The organism is Acidocella sp. C78 (assembly GCF_907164655.1).
On the sequence record NZ_CAJQZK010000018.1, the window covers coordinates 55,155 to 71,608 of the forward strand.

Here is a 16,454-nt window from a genome sequence, read left to right on the forward strand (position 1 = left end):
AACGCCGCGTCAGGCTCTGCCCGCGGGAAGGGCTTGACGCGGCGCCGAAGCGGCCGGTAAAACGATGTTAGCGCTTTGTTCCCTCGTTGCGTTGCCGTTTTCCCGGCCCTTCAGGCGCGTTCGGGAAGCGCACGCCGGAGTTTGTCGATGCTCACCCGCAAGCAACACGAACTGCTGGTCTTCATCGATCAGCACCTGCGCCGGACGGGTTGCTCCCCGAGTTTCGAGGAGATGAAGGACGCGCTCGATCTCAAGTCGAAATCGGGGATCCACCGGCTGATCGGCGCGCTCGAGGAGCGCGGCTTCCTGCGGCGCCACAAGCACCGGGCGCGGGCGCTTGAGGTGCTGCGCCTGCCGTCCGACGTGGCGGCGGAGCGGCGGGAGACGATTTTCGCCCCGAACGTGATCCAGGGCAATTTCGCGGCCCGGCTCCAGGGCGCGCGCGCCGCCGACCCGGCGGCGGCCATCACCCTGCCGCTCTACGGGCGGATCGCGGCGGGACAGCCGATCGAGGCGCTGCGCGAGACCCAGAGCGAGATCGAGATCCCCGCCTCCCTCGTCGGGCCCGGTGAACACTATGCGCTCGAGGTCACCGGCGATTCGATGATCGAGGCCGGTATTCTCGATGGCGATCTCGCCATCATCCGCCGCGGCGAAACCGCCGAAACCGGCGAGATCGTCGTCGCCATGATCGACGACACGGAAGTGACCCTCAAGCGCCTGCGCCGGCGCGGCAATTCGACGGCGCTGGAGCCTGCCAATCCGCGCTATGAAATCCGCATCTTTCCCGCGGAGCGGGTCAAGGTGCAGGGCCGGCTCGTCGCCCTGTTCCGGCGCTACTGACTTGTTTCATCTAGCCCCCCTTTGACCCCTTACCCGCGCGGGCCGATACTGGGCGCATGAACGTGTGGGGCAAGATCATTGGCGGCGTGGCCGGTTTCGCCGTGGGCGGGCCGCTCGGCGCGGTTGCCGGAGCGGCACTCGGCCATGCGGCCGATACCGGCGATCTCGGCTCGTTCGGCGCCCGGCTCGGTCGCGCCCTGCCGCTCGACTCCGCCCGGTTTGCCGCCATGCTCGGCCGGCGCGAGCAGGTGTTCGCGATCGGCGTCACCGTTCTCGCGGCGAAGCTGGCCAAATGCGACGGTCCGGTGGTGCGTGCCGAGATCGACGCCTTCAAGCGGCAGTTCCGGATCGACGAGGCGGCAATCCCGACCGTCGGACACCTGTTCGACCAGGCCCGCGAAGACGCCGCCGGGTTTGAGCCCTATGCGCGGCAGTTGGGCGAGAGCTTCGCCGACAACCGGCTGGCGCTGGAACAGGTTCTCGGCGCCCTGTTCGCCATCGCCCGGGCGGATGGGCCGGTCAACCCGCGCGAGGCAGACATGCTCGCCCGCATCGGCACCCTGTTCGGACTAGGCGAGACGGCGCGCGGCCGGGCATCCAACCCCTCCGGCGGCGATGCCGCGGAAGACCCCTACCAGGTTCTCGGCATCGCCCGCAGCGCTTCCACGCCGGCGATCCGCGCGCACTGGAAGACGCTGATGCGCGAGAACCACCCCGACCAGCTGGCCGCCCGCGGCGTGCCGGCGGAATTCATCGCCCGCGCGACGGAGCGGGTCGCGCGGATCAACGCTGCCTGGGACGCGATCAAGCGCGAGCGCGGCGCGTGATCTCGCCGAACCATGACGACCGGCCCCAAGGCGTACCGGTCGATCATCTGGTTCTGCACTATACCGGGATGCGGAGTGCGCACGCGGCGCTGGAGCGGCTGTGCGATCCGGCGGCGAAAGTATCGTCCCATTACCTCGTCGAGGAAGACGGCGCGGTCCACGCCCTCGTGCCGGAACCCCGGCGCGCCTGGCATGCCGGGATCAGCTTCTGGCGGGGCGCCAGCGCGCTCAACGACCGCTCGATCGGCATCGAAATCGTCAATCCAGGCCATGAATGGGGCTATGTCCCGTTCCCGCGGCGGCAGGTCGACGCCGTGATCGGGCTCTGCCGGGACATCGTGGCGCGGCACCCGGTGCCGCCCCGCAACGTGGTCGGGCATTCCGACATCGCGCCGGACCGCAAGCAGGACCCGGGCGAGCTGTTTCCCTGGCCATGCCTTGCCGCCGCCGGGGTCGGGCTGTGGACCGACGCCTCGGCCGATGGTGCCGATATCCTCGCCGAACTCGCCGCGATCGGCTACGACACGTCGTTGCCGGCCGCCATCGTGGTGGCGGCGTTCCAGCGGCGGTTCCGGCCCGCGCGCGTCGATGGTGTCGCCGATGCGCAAACCCGCGGCCGCGCGGCGGCGATCCGCACCCTGTTCGAGGCGTCCGCCCCGCCATTGACCAAACCCTGACGATCGCCCAAGAAGCACGGGCCAGACGGTTGGACGGCCGCCGTGCCGCAAGCGGCGCGGAGGAAAGTCCGGGCTCCATGGAATGACGGTGCCGGCTAACGGCCGGCGGGGGCGACCCCAGGGAAAGTGCCACAGAAAACATACCGCCAGCACGCTTCGGCCTGCCGGCAAGGGTGAAAAGGTGCGGTAAGAGCGCACCGCGGTCCCGGTGACGGGAGCGGCAGGGTAAACCCCACCGGGAGCAAGACCGAATAGGGGCGGCCGGCGGCGTGAGCGATCATGGCCGCGAAGGGATTCCGCCTTGTCGCCCGGGTTGGTCGCGTGAGGCGCGCAGCAATGCGCGTCCCAGATGAATGGCCGTCCAGCGTCCGCGAGGATGGGGACAGAACCCGGCTTACAGACCGTCTGGCATTTTTCGCCCGCCCCTCCGCCACGATTAGGCGATCTGCGCCGCTTCTGCTAAGAAAAAGGGTGATTTCCTGACCAATGGAGTGCTTGACCGGCATGACCAGCACCGCCGACTCGACCGCCGTTCCCGCTTCGGATGAAACGGCGGGTTCCGACCTTGCCCCCGACACCGCCTATGACGCCGGCTCGATCAGCGTGCTGCGCGGGCTGGATGCGGTGCGCAAGCGACCCGGCATGTATATCGGCGACACCGATGACGGCTCCGGCCTGCACCATATGGGCTTCGAGATCATCGACAACGCGGTGGACGAGGCGCAGGCCGGCTTCGCCGACCGCGTCGATGTCGTGCTGAACGGCGACGGGTCGATGACCGTGACCGACAATGGCCGCGGCATTCCGACCGACATCCACGCCGAGGAAGGTATCTCCGCAGCGGAGGTCGTGCTCACGCGGCTGCATGCCGGCGGCAAGTTCAACCAGAATTCCTACAAGGTTTCGGGCGGCCTGCACGGGGTGGGCGCGGCGGTGGTCAACGCGCTGTCGGAATGGATGGAGGTGCGGATCTGGCGCGAGGGCCAGGAGCATTTCATCCGCTTCGAGAACGGCGACACGGTCGCCCCCCTCGCGGTGACCGGCCCGTCCGGGCACGCCACCGGCACATCCGTCACCTTCAAGCCCTCTGCTGCCACCTTCACCCGCACCGAATTCGATTTCGCGATCTACGAACGCCGGCTGCGCGAACTCGCCTTCCTGAATTCCGGCCTGACGATCACCCTGCGCGACGAGCGGCACAGCACCCCGCAGGACGCCCATTTCCGCTACGAGGGCGGCCTCGTCGAATTCGTCTCTTGGCTCGACCGCTCGAAAACGCAGCTCTTTTCGCCGCCGATCGCCACCTTCAGGGACGACAGCTCGGCGGGCATGAAGGTCGAGTTCGCCCTCGCGTGGAACGACACCTACCACGAGACGATGCTCTGCTTCACCAACAACATCGTCCAGCGCGATGGCGGCACCCATCTCGCCGGGTTCCGCTCGGCGCTGACCCGGATCGTCTCGAAATACGCCGAGAGCATCGGCAAGAAGGACAGCCTCTCGCTCTCCGGCGAAGACATGCGTGAGGGGCTGACGGCGGTGCTTTCGGTGAAGGTGCCCGATCCGAAATTCTCCTCGCAGACCAAGGACAAGCTGGTCTCCTCCGAGGTGCAGCCGCTGGTCCAGGCCGCGGTGGCGGACACGCTCGAACACTGGTTCGAGACCCATCCGAAGGAAGGCAGGCTGATCGCCCAGAAGGTGATGGACGCCGCCTCGGCCCGCGAGGCCGCGCGCAAGGCCCGCGAACTCACCCGCCGCAAGGGCGTGCTCGACATCTCGACCCTGCCGGGCAAGCTGGCCGACTGTCAGGAACGCGACCCGGCGAAGTCGGAAATCTTCATCGTCGAGGGTGATTCGGCGGGCGGCTCGGCCAAGCAGGGGCGCGATCGCAAGACCCAGGCGATCCTGCCGCTCAAGGGCAAGATCCTCAATGTCGAGCGGGCGCGGTTCGACCGCATGCTGGGCTCGGCGGAAATCGGCACGCTGATCACAGCGCTCGGCACCGGCATCGGCCCGGCCGAGCCGGAGCAGGGCGGGTTCGACATCTCGAAGCTGCGCTACCACCGCATCGTCATCATGACGGACGCGGATGTCGACGGCTCGCATATCCGCACATTGCTGCTCACCTTCTTCTTCCGCCAGATGCGCGAGCTGATCGAGCGCGGCCATCTCTACATCGCGCAGCCGCCGCTCTACCGCGTCAAGCGCGGCAACGAGGAGCGATATCTGAAAGACGACGACGCGATGGAGGCCTTCCTCTTCGAGCGGGCACAGTCCGAGGTGACCATCGAGGGGATGGACCTTTCGCGGGAACTGCCGTTCATGCGCGAGGCGGCGCGGCGCATCGTCGATCTCGCGCGCGACATTCCGGTCGCCTATGTCGAGCAGGCGGCCATTGTCGGGCTGCTCAGCGCGGCGCCGGAAACCGTGTCCGATCTTGCGCCGGTTCTCGCCGCGCGGCTCGATTCCATCTCGCTGCCGAACGAGCGCGGCTGGGTCGTCGCGGTGGACGCGCAGGGTGTCACCATGGCCCGCACGGTCCGCAGCGTTGCCGAGCGGCACACGATCGACCTCGCGATGCTCCGTTCGACCGACGCGCGATGGCTCGCGGAACGCGTCAGTCGGCTTGCCGGCGATTTCGCTGCCGGCCTGCACCTCGTCCATGGCGCGCAGACGCTGCCGGTGCGGGGGCCGTCCAGCCTCATCGAGCAGCTTTTCGCGATCGGGCGCAAGGGCCTGTCGATCCAGCGCTTCAAGGGGCTGGGCGAGATGAACCCGGACCAGCTCTGGCAGACCACGCTCGATCCGACGACCCGCCGCCTGCTCCAGGTGCGTATCGGCGATGCCGAGGACAGCGACCAGATCTTCTCCACCCTGATGGGCGATGTGGTGGAGCCGCGCCGCGAATTCATCGTCGGCAATGCGCTGAAGGTGGCCAATCTCGACGTCTGATGCGGCATTGTCCGCGTGCCATGCGGGCCTGCCCCGCATGATGCGCGGTGCCGTGCGCCGGGCGGAGGCGGGTTGAGCTTGGGCTTCATTTTCGCCGTTCTCGTCATCGATTCCATCGGCTTCGGCCTGGTCGCGCCGATCCTGCCCGATCTTGTGGAACATCTCTCGGCCACGCCGGCCTCGCAGGCGGCGCTCTGGGTCGGCGTGCTGAGCATGACCTTCGCGGCGACGCAGTTCTTCGCCGCCCCGGTGCTCGGCCAGCTCAGCGACCGGTTCGGCCGCCGCCGCCTCATCCTCGTCTCCCTTGCCGGAAGTGCCGCGAATTATCTGCTGCTCGCCTTCGCGCCCAACCTGCTCTGGCTATTCGTCGGCCGGCTGATCGCCGGTGCGACGGCCGGCAATGTTTCGGCCGCCAGCGCCTATATCGCCGACATCACCCCGCCGGAGCGCCGGGCCCAGCGTTTCGGCCTGATCGGCGCCGCCTTCGGCCTCGGCTTCACCACCGGCCCGATGATTGGCGGCTTTCTCGGCGCGATCGACCTGCGGCTCCCCTTTCTCGCCGCCGCCGGGCTGGTCGGGGTGAACGTGATCTATGGCGTTTTCGTGCTGCCCGAATCGCTGCCGCCGGAGCGGCGGCGGCCGTTTCGCCTGCGGGAAGCAACGCCGCTCGGCGCGATCCGGCTGCTCACCGCGGCCCCGCGTCTCTGGCGGCTGGCCGCGGCCTGGAGTGTGCGATGGTTCGGTCTCGGCGCGATCCAGGCGGTGTTCGTTCTCTATGCCGCGCTGCGCTTCGGCTGGGGGCCGCGCGAGAGCGGCGTCTATTTCGCCTGCATCGGCCTCGCCTCGACGCTCGTGCAGTTCGGCCTCGTCCGCCGGGCGGTGACATGGCTCGGCGAGCGCGGCGCCGCTTTCGCCGGCTTCGCCTGCAACGCCGCCGCCTATCTCATCTTCGGCCTTGCGCCTACGGCGTCCTGGCTGTTCGCCGGGGTGGGGCTGATGGCGCTGGGCTCGATTGCCAACCCCGCGATCCGCAGCATGCTTTCGCGCGCCGCGCCGGCGGACCAGCAGGGGCGGATGAACGGCGCGCTGTCCTCCATCGAGGGGCTGACCGCCATCGTCGCCCCGCTGACCGGTGCTGCCGTATTCGAGGCGTTCAGCGGCTTCCTGCCGTGGCGCTTTCCCGGCGCGCCGTTCGTGATGGTCGCGGCCATGCTGGCCGGCGCAGCACTGCTCGTCTGGTCGGTGCAGCCGGCTCAGCCCGAACCCGAAAGCGCCTCCAGCCCAGCGCGAATCTGAGCCGCCATCGCCGTCCACGCCGCCATCGGATCGGTGGGCCTCCAGGCTCCCTGCGTGTCCCGCCGATCCCGCCAGCGCCGCAGCGCATCCGCCAGCGCGCCGGCATCCGGCGGGCAGAGGATCGCCTGCGGCGCGTCCCGCAACTGTTCGGCGAGACCGCCGACATCGGTGGCGATCACCTGCCGGCCCAAAGCGAGCGCCGCCGCCGCAACACCGGACTGGCTCGCCTGCCGGTAGGGCAGGACCAGCGCGTCCGCCTCGCCGATCAGCCGTGGCAGTTCGGCCTCGGGAATCCAGCGCCGGTCGAGCGTGACATGCGGCATCGCGCCGAGCCGGCCGAGTTCGGCCGAGTCCGGACCATCGCCCGCCACGCGCAGCCCGAATCCCGGATCGGGGCCGAGGCGTTCCATCGCCTCGCACAGCAGGTCGAGCCCCTTGTAGGGCAGCAGCCGGCCGAACATCAGCAGTCGGGGCAGGCCGCCATGGGCGAAGGGCGCGGCTGGCATCGCGCCATCGCCTACCGGCATCGGCGGATGCGTGAGGGTGAGAACCCGCTGGCCGGGGCGGACCGCGCCAGCACCGTGCAACTCGTCGGTCACCGCCTGGCTGAGCGTGACGAGCAATCCCGCGCCGCGCAGCAGCCGCGCCTGGTTCACCAGCCGGAAACTCAGGCTTTCCCCCGGATGCGAGACCGCGTCATGCACGATGAGTCCGTAGGGCACGCGCAGATTGGCGACCATCAGCCGGTCGAGCACCGCCGGCATGGCGCATAGCGCCACATCCGGGGCGAGGCGCGCGAGGTCCGCCCGAACGCTGCGCCCGGCGAGGGGCAGGGTGAGCAGCCGCGCCAGCGCGCCGGCGGCGCTCGCATAGGTGGGATATCGCCAGGCGCAGTCGGGCGCATCCGCCGCGGCGAGAATTTCCGCCTCCGCCGAGAGCGACAGCATCGCTTCGGTCGCCGGCAGGCGGCCGAACGCCGCATGGAGCAGGGCGGCGAAGCGCGGCCCGGCGCCGCGCCGTCCCCATTGCCAGGTCAGGACCCTCATCGGATGCCGGACGCGCCGAGCGCGGTCCGCACCGGCGCATCGCCGAGCGCGCGCATCGCGTGCTCCCGTCCGCGCGCTGCGAGCGCCGCCCGCGCTGCGGGATCGTCGGCGAGTTGCCGGAGCAGGACGGCCGCATGCCCGGCATCCGGCTCCGCCCAGCGGCTTCCCGCCAGCCGGTAGGTGCCGCGCGGATCGTTCACCGGCACCAGATCGTACCGCACGAGGGCGGCGCTGTCCGCATCCATGAAGCTCATGTTGCCGGACCAGCCGGTGGTCACCACCGGGCGGCCGAGCAGCATCGCGGTGGCCGGGATGAGGCCGAACCCCTCGGCGCGATGCAGCGACATCACGATGTCGCTCGCCGCGATCAGGCCGCGGAGCGCGGGCTCGGGAATGGTCTCGTCGATCACCCGGATGTTCGGCGCATCGGCCACCAGCGCCCGGATCTCCGCCAGATCCTCGGGATACATCGTCGTGCCGGAGAGTTTGAGCACCAGCATCCGGTCGGCGCGGTCGCCGAAGGCGGTGCGGAAGGCGCGGATGGCGCCTTCGGGGTTCTTGCGCACGCGGCTGGACGCGAGATTGAACACGACGAGCACCACCAGCGCGCCTTCGGGCAGGCCGAAATCGGCGCGCCCGCCCTCGATGCGCGGCGGTGGCAAGGCGGCGAGGGGATAGGGCACGACGCGCACGCGCCCCGGCGCCAGGGGCTCGAACGCCTCGGCGCAGAAGGCGGACGGCGCCCAGATCTCGTGGACGAATTTCGCCCCCACATGCCAGGCGGCCGGCACCGCCGGCAGTTCCCACACGAACAGGCCGATCACCCGGCGGCCGCGCATCAGCGCGCGCGGCCAGCGGGCGAGGCCGACCGGCAGGATCGGCGCGTTCACCACCGCGAGCATCGCGGCAGTCGCCGGCGGCAGCCCAGCCGGTGCGGGCGTGACGCTGGGCAGGCCGAGCTGGATGGTGCCGCGCCCCACGCCGATCTGGCGGAACACCGTGTCCATGATCCGGCTGGTCTCGGCGAGGCCGTTCGCTCCGTCGATATCGCCCGCCACCACGATGCCCTCGCTCGCTGCCGGCGGCGCGCGGTCGGGCCGGCCGGCGACGAGGCCCGCCACCCGGGTCATCGCCCGGCGCCGCGTCTCGGCCGGCAGCATGCGCCATGCGCGATGCGCCAGCCCCAGCGAAGCTCTCTCCATCCATCCCCCGATCGTGGCCGCAACACCCGGCCGCTGACGGGGCATATCAAATTCGGACCGGACATGATATCGCCACCCGCGACCGAAACTCCCGGAGCGCGCCCCCGCGCTCCGATGCAGAACCATGGATTTTCTGATGGCCGGACATTCGCAATTCAAGAACATCATGCACCGCAAGGGCGCGCAGGATGCGCGGCGCGCCCGGCAGTTCGCCAAGCTGATCCGCGAGATCACCGTTTCGGCAAGAACCGGCCTGCCCGACCCGGCAGCGAACCCGCGGCTGCGCGCGGCCTGCGCCGCCGCCCGCCAGGCGAACATGCCGCGCGACACGATCGAGCGGGCGATCAAGAAGGCGGCCGGTGGCGCCGGTGGCGACGATTACGTGGAGGTGCGCTACGAGGGCTACGGCCCGTCCGGCATCGCGATCATCGTCGAGGCGCTGACCGACAACCGCAACCGCACGGCCTCCGACGTGCGGGCCGCGTTCTCGAAGCATGGCGGCGCGCTGGGCGAGACCAATTCTGTCGCCTTCATGTTCGACCGGATCGGCCTGATCCGCTATCCCGCCGCCGCGGCGAGCGCGGACGACATGCTCGAAGCCGCGATCGAGGCCGGGGCGGACGACGTGCAGAGCACCGATGAGGGCCACGAGATCGTCTGCGCGGTGGAAAATGTCTTCGCCGTGCGCGATGCGATGGAGCAGAAATTCGGCGAGCCCGAAACCGCCAAGCTCGACTGGCGGCCGACCACCACCACGCCGCTCGACGAGGAGGCCGCTCGCAGCGTGATGAAGCTGATCGACGCGCTGGAGGAGAGCGACGACGTGCAGAGCGTTTACGCCAATTTCGAAATTCCCGATGAGGTGATGCAGGCGCTCTCGGCCTGACCGGACGGGGGGCGCCGAATCCTCTATAGTCCGCAGACATGCCGATTCGCGCGCGCATCATCGGGATCGATCCCGGCCTTCGCTTCACCGGCTTCGGCATCATCGAGGCCGACGGCAACCGGCTGCGCCATATCGCCGACGGGGTGATCGCGACCGATGGCGCGGCGGCGGTGGCCGAGCGGTTGCATACGCTCGATGCGGAACTCGCCCGGCTGCTCGCGGCCTATGCGCCGGATCATGCGGCCGTCGAGGAAACCTATGTCAACCGCAACGCGACCGCGACGCTCAAGCTCGGCTACGCCCGCGGCGTCGCCCTGCTCGCGCCGGCGCGGGCGGGCATCGCGGTTGCCGAATATGGCGCGAAAACGGTGAAGCGCGCGGTGGTCGGCACCGGGGCGGCGGAAAAGGACCAGGTCGCCCTGATGGTGCGCCGCCTGCTGCCGGGGGCGGCGATCACCCGCGCCGACGCGGCGGATGCTCTGGCCGTCGCCATCTGCCATGCGCATCATCTCGCCACCGCCAGCCGGGTGCCGGCGGCATGATCGGGCGGCTGTCCGGCACGGCCGAGCAGATCGAGGACGGGCGCTGCCTGATCGATGTGAACGGCGTCGGCTACGTGGTGCTCTGCTCGGCGCGCAGCCTCGCCGCGCTGCCGGCGCCGCCGGCGCGCGCGACGCTGCTCGTCGAAACCCAGGTCCGCGAGGACGCGATCACCCTGTTCGGCTTCATCGACGCCGCCGAGCGCGACTGGTTCCGCCTGCTCACCACCATTCAGGGCGTGGGCGCGAAAGTGGCGCTCAACCTGCTTTCGGCGCTGCCGCCGGACCAGCTCGCCAGCGCCATCGCCGCGAGCGACAAGGGCGCCATCACCCGCGCCCCCGGTGTGGGCCCGAAGCTCGCCGCCAGACTGATTTCCGAATTGCGCGAGCGGATCGCCGCGATGCCCACCGGCTCCGTCTTCGCCCCGGCGGCGACCTCCCCGTTCGCCGCCCTGCCGCAGGGACCGCTGGCCGACGCGCTTTCGGCCCTGGTCAATCTCGGTTACCGCCGCGCCGAGGCGGAGGCCGCCCTCGCCGCGGTCCAGGCGGAAGCCGGCGAGGACGCGCCGCTGGATGAGCTGATCCGCGGCGGGCTGAAGCGGCTGGCCCGATGAGCGGCGCGGAAGATCGGGCCCTGCTTTCCGGCGTGCGCGATGCCGAGGACGGGCCGGAGGCCGCCCTGCGGCCGCAAACTCTCGCCGAATTCACCGGGCAGAAAGCGAGCCGAGAAAATCTTGCGATATTCATCGCCGCGGCACGCGGCCGGGGCGAATCGCTCGACCATGTGCTGCTGCACGGCCCGCCGGGGCTGGGCAAGACCACTCTGGCGCAGATCATCGCCCGCGAGATGGGGGTGGGTTTCCGGGCAACCTCGGGGCCGATCATCCAGAAATCGGGCGATCTCGCGGCCATCCTGACCAACCTGCAACCGAGGGACGTTCTGTTCATCGACGAGATTCACCGCCTGCAGCCCTCGATCGAGGAGGTTCTCTATCCCGCGATGGAGGATTTCGTGCTCGACCTGATCATCGGCGAGGGGCCCGGAGCGCGTTCGGTGCGGATCGACCTGCCGCGCTTCACCCTGATCGGCGCGACCACGCGGTCCGGCCTGCTCGCCAATCCGCTGCGCGACCGCTTCGGCATTCCGCTGCGGCTGGTTTTCTACACGCCCGAGGAGCTTCGACTGATCGTCACCCGCGCCGCTTCACTGCTGGAGATGGACATCACGGCGGATGGCGCCGCGGAAATCGCCCGCCGCTCGCGCGGCACGCCGCGGATCGCCGGCCGGCTGACGCGCCGGGTGCGCGATTTCGCCGCTGTCGCCGGCACGGCGACGGTCGATCGCGCGGCGGCCGACGCGGCGCTGACCCGGCTCGACGTCGACCAGCGCGGGCTCGATGCGATGGACCGGCGCTATCTCCGCCGCATCGCCGAGCACCACAATGGCGGGCCGGTCGGCATCGAGACCCTGGCGGCGGCGCTTTCCGAGCCGCGCGACACGCTCGAGGACGTGATCGAGCCCTATCTGATCCAGGAAGGTTTCGTGATCCGCACCCCGCGTGGGCGAATGCTGGGACGCGAGGCCTGGGCGCATCTCGGCCTGCTGCCGACCGCCGCCGTGCCCGGCCAGGCGGACCTGCCGTTGGAGTGATGACCCCCGCGATGAAAACGATGGACAACGCGCTTCATGGCGGTGAGCACCGGCTCGATATCCGCATCTATTTCGAGGATACCGACGCCGGGGGAATCGTCTATCACGCCAATTACCTCCGCTATGCCGAGCGCGCGCGGTCCGAAGCCCTGCGTTCGCTGGGGGTGCCACACGCGCAAATGGTAGAAGTCCACGACCGTATGTTTGTGGTGCGCCATGCGGAAATCGACTATGAGCGGCCGGCGCGGCTCGACGACCTGATCACGGTGGCGACGAGGGTGCGGCGGGTTTCCGCGGCAACCGTCACTCTCGACCAGATGATCAGGCGTGGTGACGAGACGCTGGTGCGGATCGGCTTGCGGCTGGCCTGTGTCGACCGGGCGGGCGGGCGGGCGTCTCGCCTGCCGGCGGACATGCGCGCTGCGCTGGTGCGGATGCATGAGGCGGGCGTGCCGGGCGGCGAAACAGGTGACGGCCAGAGGGCCGTGGAAGGGGACTGAAGGTGGATCAGGCTGTGAACACGACCGGGCTGGCGACGCCGGGGTCAGATCTGTCGCTGCTGGGCATGTTCCTGCATGCGGGATTCGTCGTGCAGGTGGTCATCATCCTGCTGCTGGCCGCCAGCGTCTGGGTCTGGGCCATCATCATCGAGAAGTCGATGACGATCCGCAAGATCAATCGCGCCGCGGACGCGTTCGAGGACAAGTTCTGGTCCGGTCGCAGCCTCGATGAACTCTACGACCAGGAAGGGGCCGAGCCGGACCATCCGATCGCCGCCGTCTTCGGCGCCGCGATGGGCGAGTGGCGCCGCTCCAGCCGGATCGCCGGCGCGGACATCGCGCGCTCCAGCGTTTCCGCGCGCATCGACCGGGCGATGGATGTCACCACCATGCGCGAGATGGAGCGACTCGAGCGGAACATGATCTTCCTCGCCTCGATCGGCTCGGTCGGCACGTTCGTCGGCCTGTTCGGCACGGTCTGGGGCATCATGCATTCGTTCTCGGCGATCGCCGCGATGCACAACACCAATCTCGCCGTGGTGGCGCCGGGTATTGCCGAGGCGCTGTTCGCCACCGCCATGGGCCTCGTGGCCGCGGTGCCGGCGGTTCTCGCCTACAACAAGCTCTCGACCGACCTGACGCGGATCGCCGGCCGGCTCGATGCCTTCGCCGCCGAATTCAGCGCGATCCTGTCGCGTCAGGCCGAGGAGCGCGGCTGAGATGGCCGGGGGCGTGGTCGAGCGCAAATCCGGCAGCCGCCGCGGCCGCTACCGGCCGATGTCGGAAATCAACGTGACTCCGCTGGTCGACGTGATGCTGGTGCTGCTGATCATTTTCATGGTGACCGCGCCGCTGATCACCTCGGGCGTCACCGTCAACCTGCCGCACGCGAACGCGAAGCCGGTCAATTCCGACGCCACGCCGATCACCATCACCGTCAAGTCCGATGGCGGCGTCTACCTGCAGAATTCGGCGGTCCAGCTCGACAACCTGGTCGCGACCCTGCAGCAGATCGCCAAAAACAACACTGACCGCCGCATCTTCGTGCGCGGCGACACGGCGGTGCCCTACGGAACCATGCTGAAGGTCATGGCGACGATCACCAATGGCGGGTTCAACAAGGTCGCCCTGCTTGCCCAGCAGCCGACCGCGGCAAAACGCTGATCCCGGAAGACCCGGCATCCGGCGCGTGCATCGATTGAGGCGGGACTGACCCATGGAACCAGAGCTTCGGCGGGGAGCGATCGTCTCGGCAATCGTCCATCTGGCGATCGTGCTGCTGCTCGTCGCCGTCCTGCCGCGGGAAAAGCTCGACGCGCCGGCGGCGGAAGCCGTCGACGTCACGCTGGTCGGCAACGCGGCGCCCCAGCAGGCCCTGCACAAGGGCAAGGTCGCAGCGCCGGCAAAAACCAAAACCGTGCACAAGGCGCATCTCGCGGTGCAGAAGCCGACGCCGCAGCCAAAGGTCGCGCCGCCGCCACCCCCACCGCCGCCGCCGCCGGCACCCCACGCCACGCCGAAACTGCCGCAGCCGCCATCCCCGCCGCCGCCGCCCCCACCGCCCACGCCGGCGCCGACCCCGATTCCCACGCCGCCGCCGCCGCCGCCACAGCGGCCGCAGAAGCCCACGCCGCCGAAGCCGGCCAAAAAACTGCCGCTGCCGCCGAAAAAGACGCCGCCCGCCCCGGCGGAAAAGAGCCCGACCAGCCAGAAGCACACGGTCAAGACGCCGGTGCCGATGAGCCAGTCCGTGCTGAATACGCTGGCGAAATTGCGGTCACTGCAGAAGCAGAAGAAACCGCCGACCGCGCGCTACAACCCTGAACAGGGCGGCGCGCCGCATGGTGGCGGCTCGAAGATGAGCACCGCCAATTCAGGTCTGTCGGCATCGCAGCGCAACGCCATCGCCAACACGGTCAGGCCCTGCTGGGGGATCGACGCCGGGGCGCCGGGTGTACGGAAATTCAGCGTGCTGCTCCAGGTCGTGACCGATGCGGCCGGCATCGTCCGCGAAGCGCAGGTCGCGCCGCAGGACCAGGGCAAGCTGGGCGATCCGCTGTTCGCCGCCTTCGCCAACCGGGCCGTCGACGCGGTTAAGAACTATCAATGTGCCAAGCTGCCGCTGCCGTCCTATATGCTCGGCTCGGTCCATACCTTCATTTTCAGGTTCACGCCGTAGCATTCAAAGCGTTTCAGGATAGAGGTCCTTCATGACGATCCGCCGTCCGCAGCCAACCGCTCACCCGCGCCTTGCGGGAACCACGATGGAACGCCTGCCGTCGCTCTCTCGCCGTTTGCTGATGGGCGCAGGCGCCGCGGGTCTCGTTCTGCCGCGCTTCGCCCGGGCGCAGAGCGCCTCGAACGGCCCCGGCGATGCGATCAACGTTTCGGGCGCGCACAACGCGCCGATCCCGATCGCGCTGCCCTCGTTCACCGACGCCAGCGGCAACACCTCCGATCTCGGCGCGCAGATCACCCAGGTCGTCACCTCCGATCTCGACCATTGCGGCCTGTTCCGCGCGATCGACCAGACGAGCTTCGTGCCGAATTCGGTGGTCAACAGCATTCCGGTCTGGAACAACTGGAGCATCCTTGGTGCCCAGGCGCTCGTCACCGGGCAGGTGACGAACCAGGGCGGCGGGCAGATCCGTGTCGAGTACCGGCTATGGGGTATCTCGCAGCAGAAGCAGCTTCAGGGCACCGCCTACACGACCGCGTCCAACAACTGGCGCCGAATCGCGCACATCATCGCCGATGACATCTACCAGCAGATGATTGGTGAAAAGGGCTATTTCGACACCCGCGTCGCCTTCATCTCGGTCGCCGGCCGGCCGACCGATCCGATCCGTCGCATGGCCGTGATGGATTACGATGGCGCGAATGTCCGTTTCCTGACCTCGGGCCGGAACATGGCGCTGTCGCCGCAGTTCAACCCGTCGCGCCAGCAGCTCGCCTTCGCCAGCTTCGAGAACGGTCAGCCCCAGGTCTATCTGTTCGACCTGCAAACGGGGGCGCGCACCAATATCGGCTCGTTCGGTGAGATGAGCTTCGGCCCCCGCTTCAGCCCCGATGGTTCGGCCCTGCTGTTCTCGGTCTCGAAAGGCGGGGGGGCGATGATCGTGAAATACGAACTCGGCAGCCGCAGGATGACCCAGCTGACCGACGCGAATTCGATCAACGTCACCCCGTGCTACAGCCCGGATGGCACCAAGATCGTGTTCAACTCGGACCGCGACGGTCCGGGCGACCAGCAGCTTTTTGTCATGAACGCCGATGGCACGAACATCCAGCGCATCTCCTACGGTCATGCCCGCTACGCCGAGCCGGTCTGGTCGCCGCGGGGCGACATGATTGCCTTCACCCGGCTGGATGCCGGCGGTTTCGGGATTGGCGTGATGAAACCGGATGGCTCCGGCGAGCGGCTGCTCTCCCAGGGGTATCTCGAAGAGGCCGCGACCTTCTGCCCGAACGGGCGGGTGATCATGTTCTATCGCCAGAATCCCCTCAAGATCGGCAATGTCTCGCATCTGGTGACGATCGGTGTCGACGGGTTCAACGAGCGGATCACGCCGACGCCGACCAATGCCGAGGACCCGTCCTGGGGCCGCTGCTCTCCTGAGCCGTTGCCGGCCGCTTGGGATGACGTTCCGGTCATCAACAGGATAAAGCAGTTCCCGGCCCGGGTGGATCGGGAACTGCCCGAGTGTCCTGCTTCTGAAATCCGATGGATTTCAGAAGCAGGACACGAGGTGAAACTCAGGGCGCGTTATCAGGAAGACGCGCCGGCGATCGGGATCGGCATCCGCCGGTAGGCGGCGAGGGATCGGCCGGCCATTGCGCCGCCAATGCTCCCCGGCACGGACACGTGCGGCCCCGGCGCCGCGGGCTGGTTCTGCAGCGGCAGGATCGATGCGGTGCCGTGCAGCGGCGCAAAGGCGAACGAGCCCGGTGCGAAATGCCGGACATCGATTCCACCGGCGGTCGGCTTGGCCTTCTTTCCGGCACTCCCGGCGGCGGCCGTCCGGGTGGGCGGCT

The 16,454-nt window shown here is 69.0% G+C and carries 16 protein-coding genes, 1 other RNA gene and 1 pseudogene; 15 read left to right on the forward strand and 3 right to left on the reverse strand.

The genetic code is table 11. The features are described 5' to 3' along the window. Nucleotides 1-147 precede the first annotated feature (147 nt). The 6 genes from lexA (at nucleotide 148) to ACIDOCELLA78_RS000000107630 (ending at nucleotide 6,595) form a co-directional block, all read left to right on the forward strand. Nucleotides 148-843 (forward strand): transcriptional repressor LexA, encoded by a 696-nt coding sequence (gene lexA, locus ACIDOCELLA78_RS000000107605; RefSeq protein WP_201729066.1) that lies wholly within the window; start codon nucleotides 148-150, stop codon nucleotides 841-843. Between the two features lie 56 nt (nucleotides 844-899). After that, nucleotides 900-1,670: a TerB family tellurite resistance protein gene (locus ACIDOCELLA78_RS000000107610; protein WP_201729067.1), complete on the forward strand. Its 771-nt coding sequence runs from the start codon at nucleotides 900-902 to the stop codon at nucleotides 1,668-1,670. Further along, complete coding sequence (locus ACIDOCELLA78_RS000000107615; protein WP_201729068.1) at nucleotides 1,667-2,347, forward strand: N-acetylmuramoyl-L-alanine amidase; 681 nt, start codon at nucleotides 1,667-1,669, stop codon at nucleotides 2,345-2,347. Before ACIDOCELLA78_RS000000107610 ends, ACIDOCELLA78_RS000000107615 begins: the two co-directional genes overlap by 4 nt. 21 nt (nucleotides 2,348-2,368) lie before the next feature. Beyond that, an RNA gene (gene rnpB / locus ACIDOCELLA78_RS000000107620) (RNase P RNA component class A) lies at nucleotides 2,369-2,760 on the forward strand. A 91-nt stretch (nucleotides 2,761-2,851) separates the two neighbouring features. Next, a complete protein-coding gene (gene gyrB / locus ACIDOCELLA78_RS000000107625) occupies nucleotides 2,852-5,299 on the forward strand; it encodes a DNA topoisomerase (ATP-hydrolyzing) subunit B (RefSeq protein WP_201729069.1) in 2,448 nt (815 codons plus the stop codon). Nucleotides 5,300-5,371: 72 nt separating this feature from the next. Continuing rightward, nucleotides 5,372-6,595, forward strand: coding sequence for a TCR/Tet family MFS transporter (locus ACIDOCELLA78_RS000000107630; protein ID WP_201729070.1), 1,224 nt, complete (start codon nucleotides 5,372-5,374; stop codon nucleotides 6,593-6,595). Here ACIDOCELLA78_RS000000107630 and ACIDOCELLA78_RS000000107635 read toward each other — a convergent pair. Together ACIDOCELLA78_RS000000107635 and ACIDOCELLA78_RS000000107640 are read right to left on the reverse strand one after the other, a co-directional pair. Next, nucleotides 6,553-7,641: a glycosyltransferase gene (locus ACIDOCELLA78_RS000000107635; protein ID WP_201729071.1), complete on the reverse strand. Its 1,089-nt coding sequence runs from the start codon at nucleotides 7,639-7,641 to the stop codon at nucleotides 6,553-6,555. The two genes, ACIDOCELLA78_RS000000107630 and ACIDOCELLA78_RS000000107635, sit on opposite strands and share 43 nt — an antisense overlap. Continuing rightward, entirely contained in the window at nucleotides 7,638-8,843 is a 1,206-nt protein-coding gene (locus tag ACIDOCELLA78_RS000000107640; protein WP_201729072.1) for a glycosyltransferase, read from the reverse strand. Before ACIDOCELLA78_RS000000107640 ends, ACIDOCELLA78_RS000000107635 begins: the two co-directional genes overlap by 4 nt. 136 nt (nucleotides 8,844-8,979) lie before the next feature. Here ACIDOCELLA78_RS000000107640 and ACIDOCELLA78_RS000000107645 point away from each other — a divergent pair, with 136 nt between their 5' ends. Genes ACIDOCELLA78_RS000000107645 through tolB form a run of 9 tightly spaced genes read left to right on the forward strand, consistent with a single transcriptional unit; the run spans nucleotide 8,980 to nucleotide 16,231 of the window. After that, on the forward strand, nucleotides 8,980-9,729 hold the full coding sequence (locus tag ACIDOCELLA78_RS000000107645) for a YebC/PmpR family DNA-binding transcriptional regulator (protein ID WP_201729073.1): 750 nt from the start codon (nucleotides 8,980-8,982) through the stop codon (nucleotides 9,727-9,729). Between the two features lie 38 nt (nucleotides 9,730-9,767). Beyond that, nucleotides 9,768-10,271 carry a crossover junction endodeoxyribonuclease RuvC gene (ruvC, locus tag ACIDOCELLA78_RS000000107650; protein ID WP_201729074.1) on the forward strand — a complete coding sequence of 168 codons (504 nt, stop codon included), beginning with the start codon at nucleotides 9,768-9,770 and terminating at the stop codon, nucleotides 10,269-10,271. Continuing rightward, entirely contained in the window at nucleotides 10,268-10,882 is a 615-nt protein-coding gene (gene ruvA, locus ACIDOCELLA78_RS000000107655) for a Holliday junction branch migration protein RuvA (RefSeq protein ID WP_201729075.1), read from the forward strand. Before ruvC ends, ruvA begins: the two co-directional genes overlap by 4 nt. After that, nucleotides 10,879-11,919, forward strand: a complete 1,041-nt coding sequence (ruvB, locus tag ACIDOCELLA78_RS000000107660; RefSeq protein ID WP_201729076.1) for a Holliday junction branch migration DNA helicase RuvB — start codon at nucleotides 10,879-10,881, stop codon at nucleotides 11,917-11,919. The genes ruvA and ruvB overlap by 4 nt, the downstream gene beginning before the upstream one ends. 11 nt (nucleotides 11,920-11,930) lie before the next feature. Continuing rightward, nucleotides 11,931-12,419 (forward strand): tol-pal system-associated acyl-CoA thioesterase, encoded by a 489-nt coding sequence (gene ybgC / locus ACIDOCELLA78_RS000000107665; RefSeq protein WP_283770847.1) that lies wholly within the window; start codon nucleotides 11,931-11,933, stop codon nucleotides 12,417-12,419. A 2-nt stretch (nucleotides 12,420-12,421) separates the two neighbouring features. After that, the gene (gene tolQ / locus ACIDOCELLA78_RS000000107670; protein WP_201729078.1) at nucleotides 12,422-13,138 is read left to right on the forward strand and encodes a protein TolQ; all 717 of its coding nucleotides are present in this window, start codon (nucleotides 12,422-12,424) and stop codon (nucleotides 13,136-13,138) included. A gap of 1 nt (nucleotide 13,139) precedes the next feature. Continuing rightward, nucleotides 13,140-13,583: a protein TolR gene (gene tolR, locus ACIDOCELLA78_RS000000107675; protein WP_201729079.1), complete on the forward strand. Its 444-nt coding sequence runs from the start codon at nucleotides 13,140-13,142 to the stop codon at nucleotides 13,581-13,583. Nucleotides 13,584-13,635: 52 nt separating this feature from the next. Further along, complete coding sequence (locus ACIDOCELLA78_RS000000107680) at nucleotides 13,636-14,598, forward strand: hypothetical protein (protein ID WP_201729080.1); 963 nt, start codon at nucleotides 13,636-13,638, stop codon at nucleotides 14,596-14,598. A gap of 31 nt (nucleotides 14,599-14,629) precedes the next feature. Further along, entirely contained in the window at nucleotides 14,630-16,231 is a 1,602-nt protein-coding gene (gene tolB / locus ACIDOCELLA78_RS000000107685) for a Tol-Pal system beta propeller repeat protein TolB (RefSeq protein ID WP_249676112.1), read from the forward strand. On the opposite strand, the pseudogene ACIDOCELLA78_RS000000107690 reads toward tolB, so the two are convergent. Further along, a pseudogene (locus ACIDOCELLA78_RS000000107690) lies at nucleotides 16,189-16,454 on the reverse strand (lytic transglycosylase); the annotation flags it as partial. The gene tolB and the pseudogene ACIDOCELLA78_RS000000107690 sit on opposite strands and share 43 nt — an antisense overlap.